A 16508-nucleotide genomic window follows, 5' to 3' on the forward strand; every position below is an offset into this window, starting at 1 on the left:
AACGCAAAAACCGGTGACCCGAAGGTCACCGGTTTTCAATACTAAACTAACTGATTAGCTGGTTGGCTGATCAGAAGTAGTAAACTGCACCCAGTGCAAGAGTAGAACGCTCTTCGCCAACGAAGTTTCCGTTACCAACCTCATAGGTTTGGTCCCAGTCTGCGCTAGAAACATACCCTTCTACATAAACATACATGTGATCAGACATATGGTGCATAGCCTGAAGGGAGATAACATCTTCCTTATCTCCGCTGTCATTATCAACCATCTGATAAGAAAGGGCGAACTGGTTTGCGCCAAGGGTGTATACACCCAGGATACCAAAGGTATCCGCAACATCTTTACGAGTCTCAAACTCACCAGTCACACTGAAGTCAGCAATGTTATAGGTCGCCCGCAAGCCGTAAGAGTTTTCGTTATTTCCATCACCATCGTTGGAGTCAACTGCAAATGCAAGCTCCAGAGCGTCCACTTCATACATGGCAGCTAACTGCCAAGGGAAAGATTTCTTAGCAGCCGGAACGGAGTCGTTATCACCGTTAATCTGAACCGCAGCACCCAGTTTCAAACCACCGAAATTCGGAGACAGATATTGAACCAAGTCGCCTTCACCAGTGGTGTAGTTATTGCCAACACCTGATCCAATTTCGTAAAAGTTGCCGATCTTATCTACTGACGTTTCGTAAATGGAGTCGTCAGAACCAACCCAAAGCTGACCAAAGTTATCACCTTTAACACCAATATAAGCTTCATCTAGCTTGATGATGTCCTTTTTTGCAGCCTTATCGTCAGCTTCAAACCCATCAAGCTCAAGCTTGAAGAAGCCGGTCAGGCCTGGCGAAATCTCGTGGCTATGGGTCACACCCAAGGTGGTACCGTTATCAAAATGCTCGATGCCGTGTGTCTTTGCACCGCTAATTGCTTCAGCGTCAGTGTAGGTCAGTGCATATTGGATATTGCCGTAAACCGTCGGCAGGTTGCTTTCCTGAGCCAGCGCAGCACCAGAGAAAGTGGCGGCAGCGATAGCTGATGCAATGAGTGTTTTTTTCATGTTGTATGTCCTTTTGCGAGTTATTTCAGGTTTCAACAACGGGTTAATCCCGATTTCTATAAGCTGCCCCAGAAAAACCGGATGGCTCTTATTTTAGGTTTGCAACATGTCAAATCTATGACAAAGAAGCAACTTTTCCCACCATAAAGACCTCACTCAATCAGATCTTTATGGTTCAGTCACTTACGGCACTCTCTTAAAGCGCCGCATGATGACTCACTTTTAATACATGAACAGCTATTTTGCAAATATTTCATGTCGATTTTTTAACCCATTTAATCCCAAAAACGCAAACCTTTATTCCAAAGCACCTTCGGCCAAGGCCCAGCCGCTCTTTTCAGGATGGGTAAATCAACGTATTCCACTACAAGTTTGCAACAACACTCAGCGGGTTGAAAGCATAAAAGTTACCGGCCCGTCATTAACCAGGCCCACCTTCATGTCCGCGCCGAATAAACCTTCTTTAACCCTTGCCGCACCCAGCTCCGCCCGTGCCAGATCGAGGAAACTGGCATACTGGCTTTCTGCCAAATCCGGGGCGGCCGCACGTGAAAAACCAGGGCGTGTACCTGAAGAAGTGTCAGCAGCAAGTGTAAACTGGGGTACAACAAGCAAGGCGCCACCTGTATCGAGCAAACTGAGATTCATGCGCCCCGCTTCATCAGGAAAGATGCGGTAGGTAAGTATTTTCCGAAGCAGCTGTTTTGTTTCACTCTGTTCATCTCCCCGCTCCACACCCAGCAACAACAATATACCGGCATCTATGCGCGAAATTTCACGACCGTTAACCTCGACGCTGGCTTTTGACACCCGCTGGACAAGTCCTTTCATCCGGTTTTTTTGTTAACTCCGGTCAAATGAGAATTACAATCAGGCAAGAGTGTAGCCATGCTCGCAGGTTCTCGCAACCCCGACTAACGGCTAGCATCAGCCGGCATTTTTCTCCGCTCTTGCAATGACCTCATCAACACTTCGCAAAAGCGCATCCACAATAGCCGGTTCAGACGCAGAATGCCCGGCTTCGCGGATAATTCGCAACTCTGCTTCTGGCCAGGCATTACTGAGAGCAAGCGCATTATCCAGCGGACACACCATGTCGTAGCGGCCATGAACAATAATGGCGGGTATACCCCGGAGCTTGTGCGCATCCCTTACAATCTGGTTATCTTCCAGAAACGCAGCATTCATGAAGTAGTGACACTCAATTCGCGCCAGAGCAATGGCAACATGCGGGTGACCAAAATGCTCAACAACCCGCGGGCTCGGGTTCAGCGTGGCGCAGCGTCCTTCCCATATTGACCAGGCTTTCGCAGCCTGCATCTGCTCCAACTCGTTACTGCTGGTTAGTCTTCGGTAATAGGCGCTCACCATATCACCGCGCTCAACTTCAGGTATCGGTGCTTCAAACTCCCTCCAGTAGTCTGGAAATACGCGGCTTGCACCATCCTGATAGAACCAGGAAATATCCCGGGGACGACAAAGGAAAATTCCCCTAAGCACAAGTCCCATAACCCGCTCCGCATGGGCTTGGGCGTATACAAGACTAAGAGTGGAACCCCAACTTCCTCCGAACAGCAGCCAGCGCTCAACCCCCAGGAATTCACGAATAGTTTCCATATCCTGAACCAGCTTGTCGGTGCTGTTCCCCTCCAGTTCCGCCAGGGGTGTGGAGCGACCGGCTCCGCGCTGATCCATCAGAATGATTCGAAAACGCTCCGCATCGAAGAATCGGCGATGATAGTCCTCACATCCACCCCCGGGACCGCCATGAACAAAAAGAACGGGTATCCCCTCCGGATTGCCACTTTCCTCAACATACAGTTCATGGGGCGCTTCCACCGCCAGCCGGTGTTTTGCGTAAGGTTTGATGTCCGGGTACAGGGTAAGCATGGGGCGCTCCGCTGATCAGCTTAAGGTCGACGACAGTGTAGCGGAGATATGCGGATACCGGGATGTGTTTGCAAAAACCGGAAGCAAAAAAAAGCCGGGGCTGTGTTACCAGCGCCGGCCTGATTCAAAGCGTAAACCTTACTTTTTGCTCGCGCGCTTACGCTCGTTTTCGGTAAGGTGTTTCTTACGCAGACGAATAGATTTGGGTGTTACTTCAACCAGCTCATCATCGTCAATAAATTCCAGCGCCTGCTCAAGAGTAAACTTGATCGGCGGCACCAGGCCAATGACCTCGTCCTTGCCGGAGGCACGCATGTTATCCAGCTTCTTGCCTTTGGTGGGGTTAATCACCAAGTCATTTTCACGGCTATGTATACCGCAAAGCTGCCCTTCATAAATTTCCTGGCCTGGATCGAGGAACAGCTTGCCACGACTCTGGAGAGTTTCCAGTGAATAGGTCAAGGCCGTACCTGTGGCCATGGAAACCAGAACGCCGTTTTGGCGACTGGTAACGTCACCGCTTTTGATCGGGCCATAGTGACTGAAGGTTGAGGTAAGAATACCCGTACCTGAGGTCATGGTCAGAAAGCTGTTACGGAAGCCGATAAGCCCGCGGGCAGGAATCGTGTACTCAAGGCGCATACGGCCCTTGCCGTCCGGTACCATGTTGGTGAGATCGCCCTTGCGCAGCCCCATTTGCTCCATCAAGGAACCCTGGTGCTGCTCTTCGATATCAACAATAACGTTCTCGTACGGCTCCTGCTTTTCGCCATCCACTTCCTTGATAACCACTTCCGGGCGACCTACGGCCAGCTCAAAGTTTTCGCGACGCATGTTTTCAATCAGAACCGACAGGTGCAGCTCACCGCGCCCGGATACCTTGAACTTGTCTGCCGAGTCACCTTCTTCTACGCGCAAGGCAACGTTGTGCAGCAATTCCTTCTCAAGGCGGTCCTTGATGTTCCGGCTGGTCACAAACTTGCCTTCCTTACCGCAGAAGGGCGAGTCGTTAACCTGGAATGTCATGGAAACTGTTGGCTCATCCACCGTCAGCGGTGGCAGGGCCTCAACGTTGTTCATGTCGCACAGGGTGTCGGAGATGTACAGTTCATCCAGACCGCTTACGCACACAATGTCGCCCGCCTGCGCTTCAGCCACTTCCACGCGCTGCAAGCCGGAGTGCCCCATAATCTTGAGGATTCGGCCCTGACGCTTTTTACCATCTGCACCAATGGCAACCACGGGTGAGTTGGTTTTGATCTTGCCGCGGGCAATACGGCCGATACCAATCACACCAAGAAAGCTGTTGTAATCGAGCTGGGATATCTGCATCTGGAAGGGACCCTCCAGATCAACAGAAGGCGCGGGCACGTGATCAACGATTGCCTGGAATACGGCATCCATGTTGTCTGCCAGATCCTCATGGTCCAGGCCGGCTACACCGTTCAGCGCACTGGCATAAACAATCGGGAAATCCAGTTGCTCATCGGTTGCACCGAGACTGTCAAACAGATCGAAAACCTGGTCTACAACCCAATCCGGACGCGCGCCCGGGCGGTCAACCTTGTTTACAATCACAATCGGGCGTAGCCCGGCTGCAAAAGCCTTCTGGGTTACGAAACGGGTCTGGGGCATGGGGCCGTCGATGGAATCAACCACCAGCAGCACGCAGTCAACCATGCTCATGACCCGCTCTACTTCGCCACCAAAATCCGCGTGCCCAGGGGTGTCTACAATATTGATATCGTAGCCATTCCACTTAAGTGCGGTATTTTTGGCAAGAATAGTAATGCCCCGCTCTTTTTCCTGGTCGTTGGAGTCCATGACGCGCTCGTTCTCGAGCTCTTTGCGGTCCAGCGTGCCGGACAGACGCAGCAGTTTGTCTACAAGCGTGGTCTTACCATGGTCAACGTGGGCGATAATGGCGATATTACGAAGTTTTTCAATCACAAATTTATTCCTGAGAAATGCACTCAATGATTCAAGAAGGCCATTCAGGGTCAACCCCGCACACGCCTACTCAAATCTGTAAAATGAACTCATCCACCGGAGCCTGGCGGCCCGGCGCCTCACATGCAGCATCCGATTTGATAACTCGGCCCCATGCGGAGAAAATGAAGCGGCGCGCAGTATATCGAAAACTTTGCACCGTTAATATGTAGAAGAACGCCTATTTCTTAATCAATTTCACGGGGCGATCCTGGCGCACTATCTTGGTGCGCCGCGGTGAGCCCACCCTTAGTGTGCGCACTATTATGGCGCACAATACGCCCGTTAAGCCAATCACGCCATTTGGTCCCGGCTCCGAATGCCGCCCAAAGGCGCCATGGCTGTCGATAAACGAACTGATTCAGAACTACCAGCTAAAACTGGCAAGCACCTTGCTTTATTCCAGCCATCAGGTTTTTTAACCTTCTGCACAGCGCAAATGTGAAGGTAAGAGCCAACAGCTTTTGCTAAGCTGCGCAGACCTGTATACCAGACCGGAAGTCAGCGCCACAGAACCATCCGGAACACCGATCACGAATACGCCCGCGGTGCGGGATTACTTACGGAGCATGCACATGTCCAAGACAGTTGATTTGATCAAAGAGCACGAAGTGAAATGGGTTGATATGCGTTTCACGGACAGCCGCGGTAAAGAGCAGCATGTCACCATACCTGCAACCGAAGTCAATGAAGACTTCTTTGCTGATGGAAAGATGTTTGACGGCTCCTCCATTGCCGGCTGGAAAGGCATCAACGAATCCGACATGATTCTGATGCCAGATGACAGCAGCTCCGTTCTTGACCCCTTCACAGAAGAAAGCACCGTCAACATTACCTGCGACATCGTTGAGCCGTCTACCATGCAAGGCTACGAGCGCGACCCCCGCTCTGTTGCCCGCCGGGCAGAGGAATATCTCAAATCCACAGGTATCGCAGACGGCGCCTTGTTTGGCCCGGAGCCGGAATTTTTCGTGTTTGACTCCGCCAAATGGAAGACCGACATGCAGGGCTCCATGTACTCGCTTCACTCTGAAGAAGCAGCTTGGGTTTCTGGCGACGACTTTAATGGCAACAACATCGGCCACCGCCCGGGCGTGAAAGGCGGTTACTTCCCCGTGCCACCAGTCGACAGCCTGCACGATCTGCGGGGAGCAATGTGCGCGGCCATGGAGTCCATGGGCCTGGTTATTGAGGTGCATCACCACGAGGTGGGCACAGCCGGCCAGTGTGAAATCGGCGTAGGCCCCAACACCCTGACCAAAAAAGCTGACGAAGTTCAGATTCTTAAATACTGCGTGCACAACGTAGCCCACGCCTACGGCAAAACGGCTACATTTATGCCCAAGCCAGTTGTCGGCGATAACGGCTCCGGCATGCACGTTCACATGAGCTTGAACAAAGACGGCAAAAACCTGTTTGCAGGCGATAGCTATGCTGGCCTGAGTGAAATGGCACTGTTCTACGTTGGCGGTATCATCAAGCATGCCAGGGCCCTGAACGCGTTCACCAACCCGGCCACAAACAGCTATAAGCGACTGGTTCCGCACTACGAAGCACCGGTTATGCTGGCCTACTCTGCGCGCAACCGTTCCGCATCCATCCGCATTCCGTATGTTACCAGCCCGAAAGCCCGCCGCGTGGAAGTTCGCTTCCCTGATCCAGCGGCCAACCCATACCTGGCGTTTGCTGCGCTGATGATGGCCGGTCTTGATGGCATCCAGAACAAAATCCACCCTGGCGATGCCATGGACAAGGACCTTTACGACCTGCCAAAAGAAGAAGCGCTGAGCATCCCCAAGGTTGCTGAAACCCTGCAGGAAGCGCTGGACGCCCTGAAAGAAGACCATGAATTCCTGACCCGCGGCGGCGTGTTTACGGAAGATATGATTCAGGGCTATATCGACCTGAAGCGCGGTGAGGTTGAGCGCATCAACATGACCACTCACCCGGTTGAGTTCGAGCTCTACTATTCTTGCTAAAGCCTTTCCGCAGTTTCTAAACAACTGCACTGGCACTGAATAGCCGTAGCTGAAGCCCCGCTCTCACAAGCGGGGCTTTTTTGTGATCCTCGACACAACACCGCAGCTCTTAACGATATGTAATCATCATCTCCCCATTGCCACATTGAAAAGGCCTGCCTGGCCATTGATAATCAAAACACATACTACTGCAGGCTGCATTTATGAACACAAGGCTTGGAATCACCGTGGGGCTGATGCTCCTGATCGCAGGGCCGGTCACAGCAGAGGTGTACCGCAACGTGGACGCCCAGGGTAACGTCACTTTCTCTGATGAGCCTTCAAAAGGTGCAGAAAAGGTCAAAGTGAAACCCGTCACGACCATCACCCTTCCAAAACCGCAAAATGTTCAGGAAACTGAAAAACTGCGAGAAGATGTGGAGCGGGAAGGCTCAATTTATGAAAGTGTTTCTCTCACTTATCCTGAAAACGAGCAGGCATTCCACTCGGGCAACGGCGATGTGCAGTTCGAAATGAGCAGCTCACCCGCGCTTGCGCCAGGCCATAAATATGAAGTAACCCTGGATGGCCAACCCGTTGGCCAGAGCACATCTGGCTCTGTCACCGTTCGCAACGTGTTTCGCGGCACCCATGAGGCCGGCATTCATATTGTAGACAGAAACGGCGTTCAGATTAAAACCGGCAGCCCTGTACGCTTCACCATCCACCGCCCTTCTGTTCAGAACTGACACAGGCGCACCGTTTTGGTGCGCCCGCCCAGCAATAGTGCAATAATGATGCGGATAGCAGAGGCGTAATACGTCGACCTGTCCGCTCCCCTGTTGTTCTGGCTGCACCTGCTCACAGCCGCGCCCAGCGTCCTTGATGGCAGGTTTACATACTTAACCATCAACTCATCGAAACTGGTTCGGTTTTTGCTGCATTCTGTTATCGCGGCCAGAAAGGGCCCAGGGAGTTACTGACCAAGTGGCACCCAGCCTATCTCGCCTTAGTCAACAGGACGCACCCATGGAATACCTCCCGGCATCTGCAAACCAATTCAAAAACATGCTGGACAGCCTCTCCACAGCCGTTGTTGTGCTGGAGCGCAATCTGACAATACGCTACCTGAACCCTGCTGCCGAAAATCTGTTTGAAACCAGCTTGACTCGCAGTGCAGGCCTTGCATTCAGCGACATATTGCTGGACTCAGACGAGGCCTTCAGAACCCTGCGTAAAGCGGCGGCAAGCAACCAATCGTACACGCGCCGGGAAACCGAATTCCTGATGGCCAGCGGCTCGCTGAGAATGGTGGACTACTCTGTGTCACCCCTGGACCAGTCACCCGCCGCATTGCTGGTAGAAATCCAACCCAGAGATCGCCTGCTTCGAATAAGCCGCGAAGAAGACCTGATCGCTCAACAGGAAACCACCCGCATCCTGGTGCGGGGCATGGCCCACGAGATAAAGAACCCTCTTGGGGGAATTCGCGGCGCCGCACAACTGCTTGACCGGGAACTGGGCAGCGAAGGCCTCCGGGAATATACACGGGTAATCATTGATGAAGCCGATCGCTTGCGCGGCCTCGTTGACCGTATGCTTGGCCCCAACAAGGCTCTGAAACTCGCCCCCGTCAACATCCATGAAATTCTTGAGCGCGTGCGCACTCTGCTGGAAGCCGAAAGCAAAGGCAAAGTTGTGTTCCAGCGAGATTACGACCCCAGCCTGCCAGAGCTTTCCGGCGACAAGGAGCTGTTAATTCAAGCGTTTCTCAACATTGCACGCAATGCGATGGAAGCGGCATTTGAAAGCCCTGCCAAACACTTTGGCACCGATAAAACACCCACCATCACATTTCGCACACGTGCCCTGAGGCAGGTATCCATTGGCCCCAATCGTTACCGTCTTGCGTGCCGTGTAGACATCATCGATAACGGTCCGGGAATAGCCCCTGAGCTGCGCCAGAATATTTTTTATCCGATGATAAGCGGTCGCGCTAACGGCACCGGGCTCGGGCTGTCCATTACCCAAAGCATTATCGGTCAGCACCACGGACTGGTTGAGTGTGAGAGTGAGCCGGGCCAGACAGACTTCATTATCTTCCTGCCTCTGGAGGGCACCATATGAGCCAGAAATCTGCCAAGGTCTGGATCGTCGATGACGATCGCAGTATTCGCTGGGTGCTCGAGCGCGCCCTATTGCAGGCTGGCTTACAGCCTACTGCTTTCGAAAGTGGCGAAACCATCATGAAGCGGCTGTCCCAGGAGCAGCCTGACGCCATCATCAGCGACATCCGCATGCCCGGCGTAGATGGTATAACCCTTCTTTCACGAATCGCAGAAGCGCATCCGGACATACCTGTTATTATCATGACGGCTCATTCCGACCTGGAAAGCGCAGTCACCAGCTATCAGACCGGGGCTTTCGAGTACCTTCCAAAGCCCTTTGACGTAGACGACGCCGTTGCACTGGCATTGCGTGCCGTAGCTCACAGCCATGAAAAGCGGGCAGACTCAGAACCCAAAACAGAAGAACTTAAGCACAGCACAGAAATCATCGGCGAAGCCCCTGCCATGCAGGAGGTTTTTCGGGCCATAGGCCGGCTGTCACACTCCAACATCACTGTTTTGATCAACGGTGAAAGCGGAACAGGTAAAGAACTGGTCGCTCAGGCGCTGCACAATCACAGCCCCAGAGCCCAACTTCCCTTCATTGCCCTGAACATGGCGGCCATTCCCAGAGACCTTATAGAGTCTGAACTCTTTGGCCATGAGAAAGGGGCCTTCACCGGTGCTTCCGCTATACGCCAGGGACGATTCGAGCAAGCTAACGGCGGCACACTGTTTCTTGATGAAATTGGCGACATGCCAGGCGACACCCAAACTCGCCTGCTGAGAGTTCTGGCTGACGGCGAATTCTATCGGGTTGGCGGCACCACGCCCGTCAAGGTTGATGTGCGCATCATCGCTGCTACCCACCAGAATCTGGAGAAGCTCGTTGAGTCCGGGGAATTCCGGGAAGACCTGTTCCACCGCCTGAATGTTATTCGCGTGCACCTGCCAAAGCTGGCCGAGCGCCGCGAAGACATTCCCAGGCTTATGCAACACTTCTTGCTACGGGCTGCCAATGAGCTGAAGGTTGAGCCAAAGATTCTGCGCCCGGAGACCCAGAGTTACCTGACCACCTTGCCATGGCCCGGCAACGTACGTCAGTTAGAGAATGTCTGCCGATGGTTGACGGTTATGGCCAGTGGCCGCGAGGTGCATATTAATGACCTGCCTCCCGAACTTCGTCACCAGAGCGAGCAGCCTATAGCTGGTGCCACTTGGCAGGAGGGGCTGAAGAATTGGGCGCACCAGGAACTCAGGCGCGGAGAAACCGCCATACTCGAATCCGCCATGCCAGAATTTGAAAAAATCATGATTGAGACAGCTCTTGAATATACCGGAGGGAAACGCCGCGATGCTTCTGTTCTTCTGGGCTGGGGGCGAAACACACTGACTCGGAAAATCAACGAATTGGGCATGGATCGCACAGAGGAAGAATAAGCTCTTAACATCCCTGCATCTAAAGACTTCATTGCCATGACAAAAGCGCACAACAAGATCTTCCTGATCGTTTCGCTGATCATACTTGTGAGCGAGGCGGTCTTTGTCATCATCAACTATTTCAGTGACAAACATACACTGCAAGCAGCCCTCTCGCAGGAAGGTCAGCAGTCGCAAAAAACCTTTCAGGTTGCGCTGGCAACGACATGGATGAGTTAAGACACCTGGTTGTGGATGTAAACCGCGATGGGCAACCCCGCCAAGGGTTTGAACTTGGTCGAATATATGCCGGGCTGCGGGGTGTTGTACCCATCTTCAGTTTCAGCGACCCCGAAAAGCAAGTTGGCGCACTGGAGGTGGGCACGTCGTTCAGTACGCTCATTGACTCGATAAGCACGGCCATTGGTTCCGATGTGGCAATCCTGATCCGCGACGAACGCGTGGATGATGCCGTCTGGCAGGCGACGCAGTGCTTGCAGATCTGGGGCGCATCATGCAGGAGCAGGCCCGAAACCATGATGTTGTTGGCCGCTATGGCGGTGAGGAGTTCGCGATTCTAATACCCGGTGCAAACGAAGAAACCGGTTATAAAATTGCAGAAAAGCTACGCCAACGGGTCGCTGACGAGATTGAAATACCGGGTAGCGAAGGCGCCCCTGTAACCATTAGCGCGGGCGTGGCTGCTCATAGGGACGGCTACAAGAAAGAAGACTGGTTTGCCGCAGCCGATGCCGCTCTTTACGCGGCCAAGCGCGCAGGTAGGAACAGGGTTATGGTCAACGAGCTGACACAAGCCACAATCAAACCCTAAAAACCATAAAGCCCCAACAAATGGGGCTTTATGGTTTTTGTGAACATTTTTTAGACGAATTGCCGGCTAGAACGGTATATCGTCATCAAAATCATCCACCGGCTCAGGCATGCTGCTTCCCTGTGCTGGCTGGCCTTGATTTTGGCCCTGATTATAACCCTGATTGTAACCACCAGACTGCGGGGGATTATTCTGGGGCTGGGCAGAAGGTGCCGATTGCTGCTGAGGACGACCGGCCGGTGCGCCTTGACTCATTCCACCTTCGCCACCACTACGACTATCCAGCATCTGCATCTGGCCATTAATGTCGACAACCACCTCAGTAGTGTAAACATCCTGGCCTTCCTTGTTCTGCCATTTGCGCGTTTGCAGCTTACCTTCGATATAGACTTTGGAGCCTTTACGCAGGTACTGACCAGCAATCTCCGCAATCTTTCCAAACATGACGATGCGGTGCCATTCGGTTTTCGGAACCATCTGGCCGGTCTGGCGATCCTTGTAGCTCTCGTCGGTTGCAAGAGTCAGGTTTACCACGGCATTGCCGTTGGGGGTGTATCGAGTATCCGGATCCTGCCCGAGATTCCCGATAAGAATAACTTTGTTTACGCCTCTTGCCATGTTCTGCTCCTGATTCTGTTTTCAGCGACACTCGCACTCCTTGCGAGCCTCCGGATTTCAAGAATTGCTACCCTGGCGGACGAATGGAAAATCCGCAAGTAACGTCTCATCAAAGTGCTGTCGATCCACCTTAAGATAGGCTGTGGCAGCGTTTTCAATAATGACCACATCCTGCACACCCGGCAAGCGGCGCAGACTGCCATCAACATAGTCGTACTGGTCGCTGACCATGTCCCGCAACTGTACCACGAAACCTGAGGTGTGACCCGGCGCAGGCATGGTCAAAGCAACCAGTAACCACAGCCCCAAAATCGCCACCATAAACCAGACAACCCCTTCAACTCCAACCTGCTGCAGCAGGTAGCCACCAAAGGCTCCGCCCATGAAGGCACCCATAAACTGAGAGGTAGAATACACGCCCATAGCCGTTCCTTTACTGGCCGCCGGCGCCTCTTTACTGATCAGCGAAGGGAGGCTGGCTTCCAGCAAATTGAAGGCCATAAAAAAGAAAAACATCACAACCCAGGCGAAGACCAGGCCAGCGGACACTTTGGACAGCCCCGCCGTCGCCACGGCAAGGAGCGCAATAGCGCCACAGAGCACAGGCTTCATCATGCGTTTTTTCTCGCCAATAATGATAAAGGGCACCATGGCAAAAAATGAGGTGATCATCACACTCAGGTAAAACCACCAGTGCGAGCTGCTGGCAAGCCCGAGCTGATTCTGCAATACAGAAGGAAACACCAAAAACAACGAAGTGAGCACCAGGTGCAGAGCGAAAATGCCAAAATCGAGTCTTAATAGGCGTTTATCGGACAAAACCCGCCCCAGCATAGCTTTAGCAGGGTGAGTATCAGCGCTGGCCTTGTGCTGATGAGGCGTAGGTACCACACGACTTACGATAAGCAACGCTACAAGCGCCAGCACCGCCGTCGCGTAGAAAATCCCGGACAACCCCCAAGCTGAGCCCAGCAAAGGGCCAAGTACCAGAGACACGGAGAATGACAGCCCAATTGAGATGCCAACGGTGGCCATGGCTTTGGTTCGCTGCTCTTCTCGGGTAAGGTCACTGAGCAATGCCATGAGCACACTGGCAATCGCTCCGGCACCCTGAAGAATCCGTCCAGCGATAACAACGTATATTGAATCCGCGGAACCTGCCAGTATGCTGCCTGCGGCAAACAGAAGCAGGCCAATATAGATCATGCGCTTGCGTCCGACACGATCTGAAAGCAGGCCAAAAGGAATCTGCAACAAGGCCTGACTCAGGCCGTAAGCACCAATAGCAAAACCTAGCAGTGCAGGAGTTGCGCCCTCAAGGCCGTCACCCAGCAACATGAATACCGGCATGATCATGAATAACCCGAGCATACGCACGGCATACACTGATGCCAGCGCAAATACGGAGCGTTTTTCCAGCGAATTCATGGCAGTAGGCTCCTCTCTCGGGGTTATAAACACAAACATACGAACGAACATATTTTTCGCAGGCGGCGCATTGTAACAGAAGGTGCCCCAGCGAGGCACAGCTACAACTTTACCGACACTTTCGCCGCAGCCGGCGTAACACGGTATAATTCCCGTTTTTTCTCCACGCGAGGTGTTATGGATCATATCCAGATCAAAGGGGCACGTACCCACAACCTGAAGAACATCGACCTGGATATCCCGAGGGACAAACTGATCGTCATCACCGGGCTATCCGGCTCAGGCAAATCGTCCCTGGCATTCGATACGCTGTACGCTGAAGGTCAGCGGCGCTATGTGGAATCCCTGTCCACCTACGCTCGCCAGTTCCTGTCGATGATGGAGAAACCCGATGTAGATCACATCGAAGGGCTTTCCCCTGCCATCTCGATCGAGCAGAAGTCCACTTCCCACAACCCTCGCTCGACAGTCGGCACTATTACTGAAATCTACGATTACCTGCGACTGATGTTTGCCCGGGCGGGGGAACCCCGATGCCCGGAACACGGGCAAGCCCTCGAAGCCCAAACAGTAAGCCAGATGGTAGATCAAGTGCTGGCGATGCCCGAGGACAGCAAGCTCATGATCCTTGCGCCGGTGATCCGTGACCGTAAAGGTGAGCACCTGCAGGTTGTAGAGACCATGCGCAGCCAGGGGTTTATCCGGTTGCGAGTCGATGGAATCGTTTACGACATTGATGATGTACCGGCACTCGACAAGAAACGTAAACACCAGATTGACGTAGTAGTGGACCGCTTCAAGGTAAAGCCCGGCCAGGAACAACGGTTGGCTGAGAGCTTTGAGACAGCATTGGGGCTTGCTGATGGCATCGCGCTTGTTGCACCTATGGATGCCGACACAGGCAGCGAGAGTGAAGAACAGACCTTCTCAGCGAAATACGCGTGCACACAATGTGGTTACGCACTAAGCGAACTCGAGCCCAAACTGTTTTCCTTCAATAACCCGGCCGGAGCCTGCCCCACTTGCGACGGCTTGGGTGTGAAACAATTCTTTGATGCCGAGAAAATTGTCCAGCACCCTGAATCCACCCTTGCAGCTGGCGCCATCAAAGGCTGGGATCGGCGGGCGGTCTATTACTTCCAGATGCTGGGTAACATAGCCGAGCACTACAACATCGACCTTGAAACACCCTGGGAGGAACTCCCGGAAGACTTCAGGACAATGCTCCTTTTTGGCTCAGGCACTGACGAAATTCCGTTTCGCTACGTGAACTCCCGTGGCCAGATCATGGAACGTGCCCACTCCTTCGAGGGCATTATTCCAAACCTCGAACGCCGTTATCGGGAAACAGACTCCCAAAGTGTGCGCGAGGAGTTGGCAAGGCACCTCAGCACCCAGCCATGCAAGGAGTGTGGCGGCTCACGACTCAGGCGCAGCGCTCGCCACGTGTTTATTGAAGATCACAACATTTCCGACCTCACCCGCCTTCCAATAGGCGAAGCCTATACCTATTTCGACACTCTCGATCTGCCCGGCCGTAAAGGCGAGATCGCCGAAAAGATCACCAAGGAAGTCCGGCAGCGCCTGCAATTTCTGGTGAACGTAGGACTTGAGTACCTGACACTGGAACGCAGCGCAGACACCTTGTCTGGCGGCGAAGCCCAGCGAATCCGACTTGCCAGCCAAATCGGCGCTGGCCTCGTGGGGGTCATGTACATTCTGGATGAGCCATCTATCGGGCTTCATCAGCGCGACAATGATCGCTTGCTGAGCACCCTCACCCATCTTCGCGATCTGGGCAACACCGTTATCGTTGTCGAGCACGATGAAGACGCAATTCGGGCGGCCGACCATGTTATCGATATCGGGCCAGGTGCCGGCGTGCACGGCGGCCAGATAATCGCCCAAGGCACCCCTGCGGACATACTTGCAAATCCGGACTCACTGACAGGCCAATACCTCAGCGGAGCCAAAGAAATAGCCGTACCGGCAATCCGGAATAAAGGAAACGGCCAAACCCTGACTCTAACCGGCGCCACTGGCAATAACCTGCAAGATGTCACACTAACCTTGCCACTAGGTATCATGACCTGCGTAACGGGTGTATCTGGCTCCGGCAAATCTACACTGATAAACAGCACACTTTACCCGGTAGCCGCTGCCAAGCTGAACAAAGCAACCAGCCTGACCGCCGCACCGTACAAAGCACTAACCGGCCTCGACCAACTGGACAAAGTGATCGATATAGATCAAAGCCCAATCGGACGCACCCCACGCTCCAACCCGGCCACCTATACTGGCCTGTTCACCCCAATCCGCGAACTCTTCGCTGGAACTCAAGAAGCTCGCTCGCGGGGGTACAAGCCGGGGCGCTTTTCATTCAACGTCAAAGGCGGCCGCTGCGAAGCCTGCCAGGGCGACGGCATGATCAAGGTAGAAATGCACTTCCTGCCAGACGTATACGTCCCCTGCGATGTGTGCAAAGCCAAACGCTATAACCGTGAGACACTCGAGGTTCGGTACAAGGGCAAGAACATCAATGAAGTGTTAAGCATGACCGTTGAAGAAGGACGGGAGTTTTTCGATGCCGTCCCCTTCCTCGCCAGAAAGCTGCAAACACTCATCGATGTAGGCCTCTCATACATCCGCCTTGGACAGAGCGCAGTCACCCTGTCTGGCGGCGAGGCCCAGCGCGTAAAGCTCGCCAAAGAGCTCTCAAAGCGCGACACGGGTAAAACCCTGTACATACTCGACGAACCAACTACGGGATTGCACTTCTACGACATCCAGCAGCTGCTTAACGTGCTGCAACGCCTGAGAGACCACGGCAACACCATCGTGGTTATCGAGCACAACCTGGACGTAATAAAAACAGCAGACTGGGTTATCGACCTGGGCCCGGAAGGTGGTTCAGGGGGCGGTCAGATTATTTCAGAAGGTACGCCGGAGGAGGTTGCAGAAAACCCTGCGTCCCATACCGGTCGCTACCTGAAACCAATGCTGGGCCAAAAAGGAAACTAGCACAAAGTATGTTCGGCCTGGGGTGGTGGGTTCATTTTCTGCCGGAAAAAGATGTCTGAGCGAAGCGAGTTATTTTTCCAAAGAAAATGAACCCACCACCCCGGGCCAGCCTCCTAAGCGCGAGCAGTTGCACCAAACTCCAGACACAAAAAAACCGGACCCCTCTCGGAATCCGGCTTTTTAAAGACTAGCCA

14 protein-coding genes are annotated in these 16508 nt (G+C 53.4%); 8 read left to right on the plus strand and 6 right to left on the minus strand.

The window, feature by feature from the left end; translation table 11 throughout:
- Positions 1–70: 70 nt before the first annotated feature.
- From FE848_RS16180 to typA, 4 genes are all read right to left on the minus strand, one after another.
- On the minus strand, positions 71–1051 hold the full coding sequence (locus FE848_RS16180) for a porin (protein WP_200204898.1): 981 nt from the start codon (positions 1049–1051) through the stop codon (positions 71–73).
- A gap of 384 nt (positions 1052–1435) precedes the next feature.
- On the minus strand, positions 1436–1882 hold the full coding sequence (gene dtd / locus FE848_RS16185) for a D-aminoacyl-tRNA deacylase (RefSeq protein WP_200204899.1): 447 nt from the start codon (positions 1880–1882) through the stop codon (positions 1436–1438).
- A gap of 96 nt (positions 1883–1978) precedes the next feature.
- The gene (gene pip, locus FE848_RS16190) at positions 1979–2941 is read right to left on the minus strand and encodes a prolyl aminopeptidase (RefSeq protein WP_200204900.1); all 963 of its coding nucleotides are present in this window, start codon (positions 2939–2941) and stop codon (positions 1979–1981) included.
- A gap of 138 nt (positions 2942–3079) precedes the next feature.
- On the minus strand, positions 3080–4891 hold the full coding sequence (gene typA, locus FE848_RS16195) for a translational GTPase TypA (protein ID WP_200204901.1): 1812 nt from the start codon (positions 4889–4891) through the stop codon (positions 3080–3082).
- A 614-nt stretch (positions 4892–5505) separates the two neighbouring features.
- Between typA and glnA the strand changes: the two genes are divergently transcribed.
- The 7 genes from glnA to FE848_RS16230 all read left to right on the plus strand — a co-directional run bounded on the left by glnA (position 5506) and on the right by FE848_RS16230 (position 11247).
- Positions 5506–6909, plus strand: coding sequence for a glutamate--ammonia ligase (glnA, locus tag FE848_RS16200; protein ID WP_200204902.1), 1404 nt, complete (start codon positions 5506–5508; stop codon positions 6907–6909).
- A gap of 203 nt (positions 6910–7112) precedes the next feature.
- Positions 7113–7637 (plus strand): DUF4124 domain-containing protein, encoded by a 525-nt coding sequence (locus FE848_RS16205; protein ID WP_200204903.1) that lies wholly within the window; start codon positions 7113–7115, stop codon positions 7635–7637.
- A gap of 280 nt (positions 7638–7917) precedes the next feature.
- Positions 7918–9015: a nitrogen regulation protein NR(II) gene (gene glnL / locus FE848_RS16210; RefSeq protein ID WP_200204904.1), complete on the plus strand. Its 1098-nt coding sequence runs from the start codon at positions 7918–7920 to the stop codon at positions 9013–9015.
- On the plus strand, positions 9012–10436 hold the full coding sequence (glnG, locus tag FE848_RS16215) for a nitrogen regulation protein NR(I) (RefSeq protein ID WP_200204905.1): 1425 nt from the start codon (positions 9012–9014) through the stop codon (positions 10434–10436). Before glnL ends, glnG begins: the two co-directional genes overlap by 4 nt.
- Before the next feature lie 36 nt (positions 10437–10472).
- Positions 10473–10655, plus strand: a complete 183-nt coding sequence (locus tag FE848_RS16220; protein ID WP_200204906.1) for a hypothetical protein — start codon at positions 10473–10475, stop codon at positions 10653–10655.
- Positions 10643–10996 carry a cache domain-containing protein gene (locus tag FE848_RS16225; RefSeq protein WP_200204907.1) on the plus strand — a complete coding sequence of 118 codons (354 nt, stop codon included), beginning with the start codon at positions 10643–10645 and terminating at the stop codon, positions 10994–10996. The genes FE848_RS16220 and FE848_RS16225 overlap by 13 nt, the downstream gene beginning before the upstream one ends.
- Complete coding sequence (locus FE848_RS16230) at positions 10930–11247, plus strand: diguanylate cyclase (RefSeq protein ID WP_200204908.1); 318 nt, start codon at positions 10930–10932, stop codon at positions 11245–11247. Before FE848_RS16225 ends, FE848_RS16230 begins: the two co-directional genes overlap by 67 nt.
- 66 nt (positions 11248–11313) lie before the next feature.
- On the opposite strand, the gene ssb is transcribed toward FE848_RS16230, so the two are convergent.
- Together ssb and FE848_RS16240 are read right to left on the minus strand one after the other, a co-directional pair.
- Positions 11314–11865, minus strand: a complete 552-nt coding sequence (gene ssb / locus FE848_RS16235; RefSeq protein WP_200204909.1) for a single-stranded DNA-binding protein — start codon at positions 11863–11865, stop codon at positions 11314–11316.
- Positions 11866–11922: 57 nt separating this feature from the next.
- Positions 11923–13293 carry an MFS transporter gene (locus tag FE848_RS16240; RefSeq protein WP_200204910.1) on the minus strand — a complete coding sequence of 457 codons (1371 nt, stop codon included), beginning with the start codon at positions 13291–13293 and terminating at the stop codon, positions 11923–11925.
- Between the two features lie 177 nt (positions 13294–13470).
- Here FE848_RS16240 and uvrA point away from each other — a divergent pair, with 177 nt between their 5' ends.
- On the plus strand, positions 13471–16314 hold the full coding sequence (gene uvrA / locus FE848_RS16245; protein ID WP_200204911.1) for an excinuclease ABC subunit UvrA: 2844 nt from the start codon (positions 13471–13473) through the stop codon (positions 16312–16314).
- Positions 16315–16508 lie beyond the last annotated feature (194 nt).

The sequence above is a fragment of the Marinobacter sp. 1-3A genome (assembly GCF_016597775.1).
Lineage (GTDB): Bacteria > Pseudomonadota > Gammaproteobacteria > Pseudomonadales > Oleiphilaceae > Marinobacter > Marinobacter xiaoshiensis.

What these genes read in the sequence shown, in the direction of transcription:
- glnL (WP_200204904.1), top strand. Translation starts at nt 7,918, where the DNA reads ATGGAATACCTCCCGGCATCTGCAAACCAATTCAAAAACATGCTGGAC.
- FE848_RS16220 (WP_200204906.1), top strand. Translation starts at nt 10,473, where the DNA reads ATGACAAAAGCGCACAACAAGATCTTCCTGATCGTTTCGCTGATCATA.
- uvrA (WP_200204911.1), top strand. Translation starts at nt 13,471, where the DNA reads ATGGATCATATCCAGATCAAAGGGGCACGTACCCACAACCTGAAGAAC.
- FE848_RS16205 (WP_200204903.1), top strand. Translation starts at nt 7,113, where the DNA reads ATGAACACAAGGCTTGGAATCACCGTGGGGCTGATGCTCCTGATCGCA.
- FE848_RS16240 (WP_200204910.1), bottom strand. Translation starts at nt 13,293, where the DNA reads ATGAATTCGCTGGAAAAACGCTCCGTATTTGCGCTGGCATCAGTGTAT.
- pip (WP_200204900.1), bottom strand. Translation starts at nt 2,941, where the DNA reads ATGCTTACCCTGTACCCGGACATCAAACCTTACGCAAAACACCGGCTG.
- glnA (WP_200204902.1), top strand. Translation starts at nt 5,506, where the DNA reads ATGTCCAAGACAGTTGATTTGATCAAAGAGCACGAAGTGAAATGGGTT.
- ssb (WP_200204909.1), bottom strand. Translation starts at nt 11,865, where the DNA reads ATGGCAAGAGGCGTAAACAAAGTTATTCTTATCGGGAATCTCGGGCAG.
- glnG (WP_200204905.1), top strand. Translation starts at nt 9,012, where the DNA reads ATGAGCCAGAAATCTGCCAAGGTCTGGATCGTCGATGACGATCGCAGT.
- dtd (WP_200204899.1), bottom strand. Translation starts at nt 1,882, where the DNA reads ATGAAAGGACTTGTCCAGCGGGTGTCAAAAGCCAGCGTCGAGGTTAAC.
- FE848_RS16230 (WP_200204908.1), top strand. Translation starts at nt 10,930, where the DNA reads ATGCAGGAGCAGGCCCGAAACCATGATGTTGTTGGCCGCTATGGCGGT.
- FE848_RS16180 (WP_200204898.1), bottom strand. Translation starts at nt 1,051, where the DNA reads ATGAAAAAAACACTCATTGCATCAGCTATCGCTGCCGCCACTTTCTCT.
- FE848_RS16225 (WP_200204907.1), top strand. Translation starts at nt 10,643, where the DNA reads ATGGATGAGTTAAGACACCTGGTTGTGGATGTAAACCGCGATGGGCAA.